Genomic DNA, 12,874 nt, shown 5'->3' on the forward strand with positions numbered 1-12,874 from the left:
ACGCGCGCAAGCCTTGCGACAAGATTGCACGGCCGCGGCCTTGTTCGAGCGCAAGGCCGCCGTGTCGGACCGTTGACGTCGCGTAGGCGGTGATCTAAAGGGGACGTTTGCCGATGTCTCGGCGCGTCTTCGCTTGACGCGCGAGCCCGATGCCGATCGCGAGCGTCACGGCGAAGCTCGCGATCGCGACGGCGGCGGCTTCGCCGCCCGCGCGCCGCAGCGTGAACGCGTCGAGGAGGCCGCCCGCGACGCGCAGCGCGACGGCCGCATGCAGCAGCGCGAGCGGCGCATAGAAGAACGGCCGATATGCGACGCGCAACCGTGCGATGGCCGGCACGATGATCGGCGTGTGCCCGAGGATCATCGAGAACACGAAGCCGAGCGTGAGCGCGTGCAGGGCGGCGTCGTGCGCCGGATGGCCGGGCGCGAGCGCGCCGTCGAGACCGAGCGCGCCGCTCACGGCGAGCCAGCCATAGCCGGACAGCAGGCAGACGGCGATGAAGCGCGTGAGGCCGCGCTCGCGCACCGTGCGGCGCGCGATGTCGTAGCGGATCAGCCATAGCGCGAGCAGCAACTCGCCCGCGCCGAACAGCCGCAGCGCGGGCAGCGGCTGCCACGGCGCGAGCGTCGCGGCGGCGGGCAGCAGCGACGCAATGCCGCAGAAGAGGGCGCTCGCGCTGCGCGGCAGCGGGCGCACGCGCGTAAGCTCGAGCCGCTCGGCGGCGATCGTCAGGATCACGAACGCGAGCCACCATGGTACGGCTGAAAACGGATCGCCCGTCAGCAGCCAGACGACGTTGCCCGCCCACCAGCACGCGACGCTTGCTGCGAGCACCCACAGAAACAGCGCCGATTGCCGCCGCAGCATCGCGGCGCCGACGACGAGCGCGACGCTCGCCGCGCCGACGAGCAGCGTGGCGGAGAGCGCCGGCGGCGCGCCCGCGAGCAGCGCGATGCCCGCTGCGACGGCCGCGGCCGGCACGAGATACGCTCGGCGCGTGCCGAGCGCGACCGCGCGCTCGATGCCGATCACCGCGCCGAAAAAGACCGGAATCATCAGGACGCCGTGCCAAGCGAGCTTCGACGCGGCGTGCGCGGGCACGGCCGCACCGAGCCGCGCGAGGCCCGTCAACACCGCGCACGCGAGCAGCGCGACGATGATGCCGGCCGCCGCGGCGCGGACGATCGGATGACAGAGGGACGCGGTCGGTCGCATGGCGGTCCGCAAGGGTTGGAAGACGCCTGGCGTGCTATGCGATGGGCCAGCCCATCAGTTCGCGCGCGGCGTCGCTCATCATTTTGGGCGCCCACGGCGGCTCCCAGACGAGATCGACGTCGACGGGCAGCGCATCGGATGCGAGGTCGCCGAGCGTCGCCTGCACGTCGTCGATCACGACGCCCGCCATCGGACAGGCGGGCGACGTCATCGTCATCGTCACGACGATGCGTTCGTCGGTGCGTTCGATCCCGTAGACGAGACCGAGGTCGACGATGTTGACGCCGATCTCCGGATCGATGACCGCTCGAAGCGCGTCGCGCAGCGCGCGCTCGTCCGGCGTTTCGCTTCGGGTTGCTGAAGAAGTGCACATGATTGGCCCCGAACGGAAGGAGGGGAGTAGGCCGGCCGCGCATCGCGCGCGGCCGGCAAGTTCAGGAAAGGTTGCTTACGTGCGTTGCACGGCCTGTCCGACGGCGCGCTCGTCGGGCTGCGACGGCGCGGGCCGACGCAGCAGGCGCAGCGCGAACCAGCCGAGATACAGCACGCCGAACGCGAACACGACGTCGCCCGGCACGCGCAGCCACACGAGCGCGTTCATGATCGGCGCATGCACGATCTCCGGCGAACGCGCATACCAGAGGCCCTTCGTCACGCTGGCGTACGCTTCATAGATGCCCGACGGCAGGATCGACAGGAACACCATCATGAAGAGGCCGACGTTGAGCAGCCAGAACGCGGGCTTGAGCAGGCCGTCGCTCCACGCGCTGCGGGCGGATATGCCGCGCAGGCAGAACAGCATGAGGCCGATGCCGAGCATCCCGTACACGCCGAACAGCGCGGCATGGCCGTGCGCGGGCGTCATGTTGAGGCCCTGCACGTAGTAGAGCGAGATCGGCGGATTGATCGAGAAGCCGAGCAGGCCCGCGCCGACGGTATTCCACACGCCGACCGCGACGAAGCAGAGGATCGCCCACTTGTACGACTGGATCCAGGGCGCGGCGTGCGACTTGCGATACGTCTGCCAGCCTTCGATGCCGACGAGCGCGAGCGGCACCACTTCGCACGCGGAGAACACGGCGCCCACCGCGATGATCGACGTCGTCGTGCCGGTGAAGTACAGATGGTGCAGCGTGCCGAGAATGCCGCCGAACAGGAACACGATCGTTTCCATCACGATCGCGCGATTCGCGCTTTCGAAGCGGATGAGGCCGAGGCGCGCGAAGATGAGGGCGATCACCGCGGTCGCGAACACTTCGAAGAAGCCTTCGACCCACAGGTGCACGAGCCACCATCTCCAGTACTCGATCATCGAGTAGTGCGTGTTTTGCCCCCACGCGAGCGACGATGCGTAGAAGAGCCCGATGCATGCGGCGGACAGGAACACCATGCCGATGAGGCCGCGGCCTTCGGTCGCCCTGTTCTTCAGCGCGGGCATCAGCGCGCGTCCCATCAGGAACAGCCAGAACAGCAGGCCGACGAAGAGCAGGATCTGCCAGACGCGGCCCATGCTCGTATAGGCGAGGCCCTGGTTGCCGATCCAGAACGCATAGTTCGTGCCGAGATGCTTGAGCGTGCCGAGCCAGCCGGTGACGGTCGAGCCGACGACGATGAAGATCAGCGCCCAGAACAGCGCGTCGACGCCGAGCTTCTGCAGGCGCGGTTCGCGGCCCGACAGGAGCGGCGAAATGTAGAGGCCCGTTGCGAGCCATGCGGTCGCGATCCATAGCACGCCGAACTGCGTGTGGATCGTGCGGCTCACGATCCACGGCATCACGTCGGCGAGCGGAATGCCGAAGAAGCTGTGGCCTTCGACCGCATAGTGCGCGGTGATCGCGCCCATCAGGACCTGCGTGAGCAGCAGGCCGATCACGACGTAGAAATACTTCTTCGTCGCGCGCATCGACGGCGTCGGCTTCACGTTGACGAGCGGATCGTTCGTCGGCACGGCGAGCGGCGTGTCGTGCTCGCCGTGCGCGGTGTGATACCAGATCATCCCGGCGATCGCGCCGAGCAGGATGATCACGCTCGCGATCGACCACATGCCGTTCGCGGCCGTCGGCGTGTTGCCGACGAGCGGCTCGTGCGGCCAGTTGTTCGTGTACGTGACGCCCGTTTCGCCCGGACGGTCGGTCGTGGCCGACCATGCGGACCAGAAGAAGAACGACGCGAGCGCCGTGCGGTCGGCCGCGCCCGGCACCGAGCCCGCCGTCATCGCGTATTGATCGCGCAGCGTGTCGAGCGACGAATCGGCGCCGAACAATGCTTCGTAGTGCTCGGCGACTTGCAGCGTCGCGTCGGCACGCGCGTCCGACAGCGTGAGGCGATCGCTTGCGGCGTCGTAGCGGTTCGCGCGCATCTCATGCTTCAGGCGCGCATCGAGCATGCCTTGCTGATCGACCGGCAGCTTCGCGTACGGCGCGCCGAATTGCTGGCGCGCCCACGCTTCGCGCAGTTCGAGCGCTTCGCGATGCAGCCAGTCCGCCGACCAGTCCGGCGCGACGTAGCTGCCGTGGCCCCAGACGGTGCCGAGTTGCTGGCCGCCCGACGCGAGCCACACTTGCTGACCGCGCTTGATCTGGTCGCCAGTGAAAATGACGCGCCCATTTTCGCTGACGACCGTGTTCGGAATCGGCGGTGCGGTGAGATAGATGTCTCTGCCGAGCCATAGCAGGACGGCGAATGACGCGAGGCAGACGAGCCCGAGCCATGTCCATAGACGACGTGTGGAGCGCATGACCTCTCTCCTTTCAAGAGGGTGGGATGTGGAGAAAACGTTCAATGCGACGGCGGCACAACGGACCGTCGATTAAACATGCACAATAAATGTATGTTTGAGTGGATGGTATGAGACGGGTATGCGCTTGTAAAGGCTCGAAGCGGTGCCGGGGCGATGCGACGCGGTTGCGCAGCGCATGCGGCCGGCCGTGAAGGCGCGCCGATATTGGGTCGCGGGGCGTTACGGGAAAGACTGCGTGTCAATTGGTCGCGGGCGGGTATGGCGTCGCGGCGCGGGTTGCCGTGGTGGCCGCGATTGCGCGCGGTGTGTGAGCGCAACGCGGAGCAGACGAGCCGTGCGTCACGTGGCCGGTGATGCGAGAGCGATGAGGCGGGGTGACGTTCAGCGCGAGACGACGGGCACGATGTGGCGGCTGACGTGAACGAACGAGCGGCAGCGGGCTTTAAGCGTGACGGCGCGAAGGCGTGACGACGAGAAAGTGCGGAATACGAAGAGAAGCAAGACAATCAGTCGCCGGATGCGGCGCCGAGCCCGTTCTGAACGACAAGAAAAACCGCGTTGCGCGTCGACCGGGCGCGCACGCGGCTCGTCGTGCGGATCGTCGTGCGGCGAACCGCCGCAGCGCGGCGGCCCGCATCGTCACGTGTTCGCGACGGCCAGATCCGCGAGCACCTTCTGCCGGATCGAAGGCTTGATGTTCGATTGCACCATGTCCGCGCCGTAGTGCGCGACGACGCGCGGATTCATCACCCGGAACCATAGCGGCGGCACATATGCGAGCAGGATCATCGCCGCATAGCCGGCGGGCAATTGAGGCGAATCGTCGAAGTGCCGCAGCGCCTGATACGAGCGCGTCGGATTCGCGTGATGATCGGCGTGGCGCTGCAGCTGATAGAGGAACAGGTTGGTCACCACGTGGTTGCTGTTCCACGAATGCTGCGGCGTGCAGCGCTCGTAGCGCCCGGTCGGCAACTGCTTGCGGCCGAGTCCGTAGTGCTCGACGTAGTTCACGACCTCGAGCAGCGACGCGCCGTACGCCGCCTGGATCAGCAGGAACGGGATCACCTTCGTGCCGCCGAACGCGATCGCGGCGCCCCACAGCGCGACCGTCATCGCCCACGCCTGCAACACTTCGTTGCGCCAAGACACGGCCGAGCGGCCGCTGCGCGCGAGCCGCTGCCGCTCGAGCCGCCACGCGGACGCGACGCTGCCGGTCACGGTGCGCGGCAAGAACGCCCAGAACGATTCGCCGTAGCGCGCGCTCGCGGGATCGTTCGGCGTCGCGACGCGCACGTGATGGCCGCGATTGTGCTCGACGAAGAAGTGACCGTACGCGACGGGCGCGAGCGTGATCTTCGCGAGCCAGCGCTCGAAAGAGCTCGTCTTGTGGCCGAGCTCGTGCGCGGTGTTGATCGAGATGCCGGTCGCCGCGCCGAGCGACAGCGCGAAGCCGACATAGTCGTGCCACGCGAGCGAGTGCGTGCTCACGATCCACATCGCGCCCGCGAACGAGACGTAGACGATGAAGGTCGCGAGATAGACGACGTAGCGGTAGTAGCGGTCGTTTTCGAGCTGAGGCACGACGGAGTCAGGCGGATTCTCGCTGTCGACGCCGATCAGCATGTCGAGAACCGGAATGACGCCGAACGCGAAGAGCGGCCCGAACCACCAGAAGATGTGCCAGCCGGTCGACAGCGCGAGGAACGCGGCCAGGAGCGGCAGCGTGATCGTCAGCGCGCCGAGCAGCCACCAATAGCGCTTTGTGTCGGTCCAGCCCGTCGATGCCGGTTGCTGAGTTGCCATTGTCTCCCTCCATGTTGGGTACCGATTTTGTTGTGCTCCGGTTTATTGCGTACGCAAGCGATTGTCGCTCGCGCCGACGAGTTCATGCCCGTTGCGCTGATTTATACGTGCTTAATCATCGTTCAGCCAAACATTCGGATTAGGGCGCAACCTCCAAACAGCGGAACAGCCGGGCGCGCCGCCATGTCGCTTGCGCCGAGCGACGATTCAAACATCCGTGTATTCCATGATTGCGGAACGAGCAGCATATAAAACCGAGGGTAATTGCGTATATTTAGGGGCGGCGCAAGAAGCATGAAAGCTCGATACTGAGCGTTTTTTTCCTGCATGGCGAGCCTATTCGCCGTTCCTGCGCCGCGTCCGCCTCGATACAGTTCGCATTCGCAATTTTTCGTTTTTCTTTCGCAGAGGTCTACCCCTTGTCAGCCGTTTTCTCGATCGCTCCCGCGGTTGTCTGGTTTCGCGACGATCTGCGCGTATCCGATCATCCCGCGCTCGTGCGTGCCGCCGAGTCGGGACGTCCCGTGATCGGCGCGTACGTGTTCGATGAGTGCGCCGGTGGGCGTCCGCTGGGCGGCGCGGCGCGCTGGTGGCTGCACGGATCGCTGCGTGCGCTCGACGCGGCGCTCGCCGCGCTCGGCAGCCGGCTCGTGCTGCTGAGCGGCGACGAGGCCGACACGATCACGTCGTTCGCCGCGGCGCTCGGCGCGGGCGCGGTGTATTGGAATCGCCGCTATGCGCTCGCGCAGCGCGCGGTCGACAACACGGTGCAGACGGCGCTCGAAGCGCGGGGTATCGACGTCGAGACGTTCAACGCGAGCCTGCTGTTCGAGCCGGGCGATCTCGTCACCGATTCCGGCCGCCCGTATCAGGTATTTACCGCGTACTGGCGCGCGGCGATGCGGCGCGGCGTGCATGCGGCGCCGCTCGCCGCGCCGCGGCGCCTGAAAGGCTGTGAGCTGCCGCCGCGGCTCGCGCAACGGCAGGTCGAGCTCGATGCGCTCGGGCTCGCGCCGGCGCGTCCGGATTGGGCGGGCGGCTTGCGCGAGACGTGGACTTGCGGCGAGGACGCCGCGCACCGCCGGCTGCGCGCGTTCGTCGACAGCCGGCTCGGCGGCTATGCGACCGGGCGCGACCGGCCAGGCGCCGCGTCGACGAGCCGCCTGTCGCCGTTCGTGCGCTTCGGCAACCTGTCGGTGCGGCAGGTCTGGCATGCGGCCGTCGACGCGCACGCGCACGGCGCGGCGACGCAGGCCGACCTCGACACGTTCTGCCGCGAGCTCGGCTGGCGGGAATTCTGCTACGGGCAGCTTTACCGCTTCCCGGACCTGGCGCGCCGCAACCTGCGCCACAACCTCGACGGGATGCCGTGGCGCGACGATCCCGCGGCGCTGGCCGCGTGGCGGCGCGGCGCAACCGGCTATCCGTTCGTCGACGCCGGTATGCGCGAGCTATGGGCGACGGGCTGGATGCACAACCGCGCGCGGATGGTATGCGCATCGTTCCTCGTCAAGCATCTGCTGATCGACTGGCGCGAAGGCGACGCGTGGTTCTGGGATACGCTCGTCGACGCGGACGCCGCGTCGAACGCGGCGAACTGGCAGTGGGTCGCGGGCTGCGGCGCGGATGCCGCGCCGTATTTCCGGATCTTCAATCCGATTGCGCAGGGGAAGAAGTTCGACCCGGACGGCGCGTACGTGCGGCGCTGGGTGCCCGAGCTGGCCGGCTTGCCGGCGAACGCGATCCACGAGCCGTGGGCCGCGCCGGCCGCGCGGCTCGCCGCAGCGGGCGTGCGGCTCGGCGATACCTATCCGCTGCCGATCGTCGCGCACGATGCCGCGCGCAAGCGGGCGCTCGACGCATGGGTGACCGTAAGGTGAATCCTGATCTGGTGCATTTAATCTTTTGTAATTAATATGGCCGAAATATTCCGAAAAGATCGCATTTTTTATCTTTTTCAGTTGTTAAACTCTCGCTTCGTGCTAGGGAGAGTTTGACAGAGGCGAACGCATGGACATGAATGGCGGTTTTCCGCCGGAGGTGATTGCTCCGGTTGTGTGGATGACGGGGCTGCCGGGGGCCGGCAAGACGACGACGGCGAATGCACTGCTGAATCGGCTGCTCGGGAGCGGGGCGAAGGCGATCGTGCTCGACGGCGATACGCTGCGCACCGGCCTGTGCTCCGATCTCGGCTTTTCGGACGCCGACAGGATAGAGAACATTCGCCGCTTCGCGCACGTCGCGAAGCTGTTTCAGCGCGAAGGCTACGTCGTCATCGTCGCGACGATCTCGCCGCTGCGGGCGCATCGCGATCTCGCCCGCGCGATCGTCGGGAAGGGCTTCTTCGAGACCTACGTGTCGACGCCGCTCGAAGTGTGCCGTGCGCGCGATCCGAAGGGGATGTACGCGCGCGCCGAGCAAGGGCGATTGATGCAGTTCACGGGCGTGTCGGGCGCCTATGAGCCGCCTGTTGCCCCCGACATCTCGATCGACACGACGAACTGCAGCGTCGCGTTTTCGCTCGCCGAAATCGTGGCGCAGCTCAACCGGGCGACCGTGCTGCCGGCGCAGCTCGCTGCGGCCGTGTCCGCTCCATTCCCGGCTGTGCCGGCCGCCGGCTGACGATCGTTCGGCAGGAGACGCATCCGGTTGCCGACGCGCGGCAGGCAACGCCCGGCATGCATGGATACCGGGTCCTGTCGTCGCACTTCTTTTCTGCTTTTCAATTCATTGACATGCCTGCATGCCTGCATGCAGGCGCGCCGCTTCGTTTCCCGTGCGTTCGCGCCGCGCCATGTCGCCTGCCGATGACGATGTCGGCGCAGCGCGAAGGGGCCTGCGCGGCTCGCGCGGCCAGCCGCCGACTGCCGATGGTCATCCATCGCCTGCCGCGACGCGCACGGCTCGCATCTTCGGTCGGGCCGATATTGCCGAATACATATTGCGATGCGACGAGCGCGTGCTATTTTTCTTTTAGGCGATGCGATTACGTCAATCGCGAAATTCATCCGGTTTCACTCTAAGGTTAAAAAAAAAGACATCGCGCAAGCTTCGCGCGGCGCGTGTGTCGACGAGCCCGGACGAGACTCGTTGCTCGTTCCGCCGGCGCGCCGGCCGCGGCGTTTTTCGAGATATCCGCAGGGGCGCACGTGAATAATCAATAGAAGCATTGAGCGATCCCGTCGTCTATTCGAGCCGCGTATGGGGCTGTTTTGACGAATGAAAAAATCTCATTTGCCCGAATGAGATCGTGCATGTGTAATTCGAATCGAATTACACGAAAACACGAGCTGAAAAAGCACAATCATAAAAACACGCTGATCATTCGGGCCGGTTGATCTGCCTCGCACTGATACGTTGGACGCGGCGCTTCGCGCCGCCGACGCGCGAGACTTCGGCTTACCCGGACATGGAGAACCGATGAGGGCGGCGATGGGGAATTGGGCAGAAGAACTGCTGGCGGGGCTGGACGGCGCCCGATCCGAGGACGAGGCGTTTCGGAGCATCGAAGCCGCCACTACGGCCCTCGACTTCGAATACTGCGCGTATGCGCTGCGCGTGCCGTGGCCGCTGTCGAGGCCGCGAATCGAGACGCGCAGCAATTTTCCCGAGCAATGGAAGCGGCGCTACGGAGAGGCGGGCTTTCTCGACGTCGATCCGATCCTCGCGCACGGCCGCCGATCGCAGCAGCCGATCGTCCTGACCGAGGCGCTGTTCGCGTCCGCGCACCAGATGTGGGTCGAGGCGCAGTCGTTCGGGCTGCGGTTCGGCTGGGCGCAGTCGAACTTCGACGCATACGGCGGCATGGGCATGCTCGCGCTCGTCCGCTCGAGCGAGCCGATGACGGAGGCGGAGCTCGGCGCGAAGGAGTACCGGATGCGCTGGCTCGTGCGCACCGCGCACGCCGCGCTCGGCCGCATGATGCTGCCGAAGCTGATGGCGGATCCGGAGCGCGGCCTGACCGAGCGCGAGGTCGAGGTGCTCAAGTGGGCCGCGGACGGCAAGACGTCGGGCGAGATCTCGAAGATTCTCGCGATCTCCGTCGATACGGTGAACTTCCACGTGAAGAACGCGATCCTCAAGCTCAGGACCGCGAACAAGACGGCGGCCGTCGTGCGCGCGGCGATGCTCGGGCTGCTGAGTTGAGCGGAGTCGCATCGAGCATGCGTGCGCGGGCCCGGATTCGTGTGTGCCGACGAACGCGTGCGCGATGACGTTGTTTCTCACGTCTTCGCGCACGCGTCCGATCATCGTTTCCGGAACGGCCGGATGTCGACGAATCGACATGCTGCCGCAATGCGGCATCGGACGGCGATCCCGCCGACCTTCGACGCAGTGGCGCTCGTTCAGCGCGAATCGGCGTTCGCACGGCGTCGCTACCGCTTGCTTTGGAGAAGGGCGCATATATTGCAGCGCGTGTTGCTTGCAGCGCGTGTTGCGTCGCGTCGCGCTTCGTGTGCGCCCCGTGTCCCTGTCCCGCGTCCCGCGCCTGCACATCGCGCGATTCCGGCGCCGTACTGCCCGCGCTGCTGCATTTCCGCAAATCGAGTAACGTATCGTTGCTGCTTCCCGAACGTCCGGCCGCACGGCATCACCGGTGCGAACGGCGATGCCGGAAGCGCGCGGCCGCGCGGTGGTCGCCCGGCCGTGTGCGAGGCGGCGAAACGCAGAACCTGAGCAAATGGCGGCTCACGCGCGGCGCACACGCGGGTACGCGCGCTGGTTTCGCGCGCCGATCTCGCGCCGGCGCCGCGCCGCGAAGCCGCCCGATTTCGGCGAGCGAACGCCGGACGTTCGCCCGCCGATCCGTCGAAAACCGAAACAACGGCGGTTGTCGCCGGCCGGCGCTTCGTGCGGCCGCGCGGCGCGCCGTCTCGATACGACCATCATGGGAGACGACATGCCGGATCAGCAGCCCGACGCCATTCCGCCCGAGCCCTTCGTCGCGCCGGCGGCCGACGGCTTTCCCGTGCGCGGCTTCGCGTGGCGGCATCGCGGCCCGGCGGCCGGCAGGCCGGTGACGGTCGTCAATTGCGCGACGTCCGTGCGTTGCCGCTATTACTTCCGTTTCGCCGCCTATCTGTTCAGCCACGGCAGCGACGTGCTCGTCTACGACTATCGCGGCATCGGCGAATCGCGGCCCGCCGCGCTCGCCGGCTTTCGCGCGAGCTGGCTCGACTGGGGGCGTCTCGATTGCGACGCGGTCCTGCAATACGCGTCGCGCACGTTTCCGGGCCAGCCGATCGACGTCGTCGCGCACAGCGTCGGCGGGGTCACGCTCGGGCTCGCCGCGTCGAACGCGCTCGTGCGGCGCGCGTTCACGGTCGGCGCGCAATATGCGTACTGGCGCGATTACAAGGGCTCGCATCGACTGCGGATGCTGATCAAATGGCATCTGCTGATGCCCGTCATCGCGCGTTTGTTCGGCTACGTTCCCGCCAAGCGGCTCGGCTGGATGGAGGACACGCCGCGCGGCGTCGCGCTGTCGTGGTGCCGCAGCCGGCCGCGCTTCGAAGACACGTACGTGCGCGCGCCGATCGCGGAGACGGCCGACGCGCGGCGCGACCTCGTCGAGCGCTTCGCGCGCCTGAGCGCGCCGATGCTCGCCGTCGGGCTGTCGGACGACGAGTTCGGCAGCGTCGAGGCGGTCGAACGCCTGCTCGGCTATTACACGCGCAGCGCGGTCACGCATCTGCGGATCGCGCCCGAGCAGATCGGCGTCGCGTCCATCGGGCATTTCGCGTTCTTTCACGGCCGCTTCGAGCAGACGCTCTGGCCGCTCGCGCTCGGGTGGCTGAAGACGGGCGAGCTCGCGCCCGGCGCGCCGGGCGACATCCACCGGCAGCCGGCCGCGCACGCGCGCGGCCGCGCGGCGCGCGCGGAAGAGGGCGGGCGGACGGCGACCGGTTGAGCGGCGCGGCGGCGGTCGGCGCGATCCGGCGCGCGAAGATCCGTTACCATCGAGCGCTTTCCATTTCATGCACGACGTGCACCGCCGCCGATGCGCCAGCCGACCGACGCCGCTTTGCCGCTCACGTACGACGACGCCTACCGCGTCGTCGAGTTGTCGCCGCCCGCAGCGGCGCAGCGCGCCGGCGTGCGGCTCGTGCGGCTCGATTTCGATCTCGCCGCGGCGCGCAGCACGCGCGCGCTGGAGCTGCTGAGTGACGCCGAGCGCGAGCGCGCCCGCCGTTTCGTTCGCGCGGAGGACACGCTGCGCAGCGCGGCGACGCGCGCCGTGTTGCGCAGCCTGATCGGCGCGGCGCTCGACGTGCCGCCCGCCGAGCTGCGGATCGCCGCCGACGCGTCCGGCCGGCCGCGGCTCGCGCCCGAGCACGCGGCGCTGGCGCCGACGCTCGATTTCAACGTGTCGCACTCCGGCGCGCACGCGATGATCGCGTGGAGCCGCGCGGCGCGCGTCGGCGTCGACATCGAGGAGCGGCGCGCGGGCGTCGACTGGCAGTCGCTCGGCCGCGCGGCGTTCGCGCCCGCCGACGCGGCGGCGATCGACGCGCTGCCCGCCGGCGAGCGCGAAGCGGCGTTCTATCGCGTGTGGGCGGCGAAGGAGGCGTTGCTGAAAGCGCTCGGCACGGGGATCGGCGGCGGCTTGACCGCGTTTTCGGTGCTCGACGGCAGGGCGCCGTCGAGCGGGACGGCCGCGCCCGCCGTCGGCATCGTCGAGCCGACGGCGCCTGCGAGCGGCGCGGCGGCGTTCGATGCCGCCTGGCTCGACGCGCCCGCCGGCTACGCCGCGTGCGTCGCGTGGCGGCGCGCGGGATGCGGCGCGTTCTAGCGGCGATTCGTTTCGCGCGGATTCGTCGAGCGAGTCGGGCGAATCGGGCGACTCGTCGGCAGCTTGAATCGTCCGCCCGCTCGAATCATCCGGGTTGTCCGGATCGTCCGAGTTGCCTCGAGCGTCGGCGCATCGATGCAATCGCCGCATCGCGGCGGCCGGTGCTTCCCGGCTTCGCATGTCGATAGCGATGGCGACGCGTAGCGGCGGCCATCGGAGCAAGCCTCTGCGCCACCGCAACCCGCGTCACCGATCTCGCCATCGAAAGCCTCGCCGCAACCCGCCGGCCATCCCGGCTTTCCCGACGTCAAGCCCGCTCCGG

At 67.7% G+C, this 12,874-nt stretch carries 9 protein-coding genes; 5 read left to right on the plus strand and 4 right to left on the minus strand.

The features are described from left to right. Positions 1 to 94: 94 nt before the first annotated feature. From BG90_RS13640 to BG90_RS13655, 4 genes are all read right to left on the minus strand, one after another. Positions 95 to 1,216: a hypothetical protein gene (locus tag BG90_RS13640; protein WP_010116301.1), complete on the minus strand. Its 1,122-nt coding sequence runs from the start codon at positions 1,214 to 1,216 to the stop codon at positions 95 to 97. A gap of 34 nt (positions 1,217 to 1,250) precedes the next feature. Continuing rightward, positions 1,251 to 1,589, minus strand: a complete 339-nt coding sequence (locus tag BG90_RS13645) for a metal-sulfur cluster assembly factor (protein ID WP_010116300.1) — start codon at positions 1,587 to 1,589, stop codon at positions 1,251 to 1,253. 75 nt (positions 1,590 to 1,664) lie between these two features. Beyond that, entirely contained in the window at positions 1,665 to 3,953 is a 2,289-nt protein-coding gene (locus tag BG90_RS13650; RefSeq protein ID WP_010116299.1) for a nitric-oxide reductase large subunit, read from the minus strand. 642 nt (positions 3,954 to 4,595) lie between these two features. Then, entirely contained in the window at positions 4,596 to 5,759 is a 1,164-nt protein-coding gene (locus BG90_RS13655; RefSeq protein WP_010116298.1) for an alkane 1-monooxygenase, read from the minus strand. Positions 5,760 to 6,178: 419 nt separating this feature from the next. Here BG90_RS13655 and BG90_RS13660 point away from each other — a divergent pair, with 419 nt between their 5' ends. From BG90_RS13660 to BG90_RS13685, 5 genes are all read left to right on the plus strand, one after another. Further along, positions 6,179 to 7,639: a cryptochrome/photolyase family protein gene (locus BG90_RS13660; protein ID WP_010116297.1), complete on the plus strand. Its 1,461-nt coding sequence runs from the start codon at positions 6,179 to 6,181 to the stop codon at positions 7,637 to 7,639. A 130-nt stretch (positions 7,640 to 7,769) separates the two neighbouring features. Then, on the plus strand, positions 7,770 to 8,381 hold the full coding sequence (cysC, locus tag BG90_RS13665) for an adenylyl-sulfate kinase (RefSeq protein WP_010116296.1): 612 nt from the start codon (positions 7,770 to 7,772) through the stop codon (positions 8,379 to 8,381). 810 nt (positions 8,382 to 9,191) lie between these two features. Next, complete coding sequence (locus tag BG90_RS13670) at positions 9,192 to 9,905, plus strand: autoinducer binding domain-containing protein (RefSeq protein WP_010105144.1); 714 nt, start codon at positions 9,192 to 9,194, stop codon at positions 9,903 to 9,905. A 754-nt stretch (positions 9,906 to 10,659) separates the two neighbouring features. Continuing rightward, positions 10,660 to 11,670: an alpha/beta hydrolase family protein gene (locus tag BG90_RS13680; RefSeq protein ID WP_045568313.1), complete on the plus strand. Its 1,011-nt coding sequence runs from the start codon at positions 10,660 to 10,662 to the stop codon at positions 11,668 to 11,670. A gap of 90 nt (positions 11,671 to 11,760) precedes the next feature. Continuing rightward, the gene (locus tag BG90_RS13685) at positions 11,761 to 12,552 is read left to right on the plus strand and encodes a 4'-phosphopantetheinyl transferase family protein (protein ID WP_045568170.1); all 792 of its coding nucleotides are present in this window, start codon (positions 11,761 to 11,763) and stop codon (positions 12,550 to 12,552) included. Positions 12,553 to 12,874 lie beyond the last annotated feature (322 nt).

The organism is Burkholderia oklahomensis C6786 (assembly GCF_000959365.1).
GTDB classification, from domain to species: domain Bacteria; phylum Pseudomonadota; class Gammaproteobacteria; order Burkholderiales; family Burkholderiaceae; genus Burkholderia; species Burkholderia oklahomensis.

Excerpts from the sequence above, each read along its gene's own strand:
- BG90_RS13640 (WP_010116301.1), bottom strand. The coding sequence starts at position 1,216 with ATGCGACCGACCGCGTCCCTCTGTCATCCGATCGTCCGCGCCGCGGCG.
- cysC (WP_010116296.1), top strand. The coding sequence starts at position 7,770 with ATGGACATGAATGGCGGTTTTCCGCCGGAGGTGATTGCTCCGGTTGTG.
- BG90_RS13645 (WP_010116300.1), bottom strand. The coding sequence starts at position 1,589 with ATGTGCACTTCTTCAGCAACCCGAAGCGAAACGCCGGACGAGCGCGCG.
- BG90_RS13650 (WP_010116299.1), bottom strand. The coding sequence starts at position 3,953 with ATGCGCTCCACACGTCGTCTATGGACATGGCTCGGGCTCGTCTGCCTC.
- BG90_RS13685 (WP_045568170.1), top strand. The coding sequence starts at position 11,761 with ATGCGCCAGCCGACCGACGCCGCTTTGCCGCTCACGTACGACGACGCC.
- BG90_RS13655 (WP_010116298.1), bottom strand. The coding sequence starts at position 5,759 with ATGGCAACTCAGCAACCGGCATCGACGGGCTGGACCGACACAAAGCGC.
- BG90_RS13680 (WP_045568313.1), top strand. The coding sequence starts at position 10,660 with ATGCCGGATCAGCAGCCCGACGCCATTCCGCCCGAGCCCTTCGTCGCG.
- BG90_RS13670 (WP_010105144.1), top strand. The coding sequence starts at position 9,192 with ATGGGGAATTGGGCAGAAGAACTGCTGGCGGGGCTGGACGGCGCCCGA.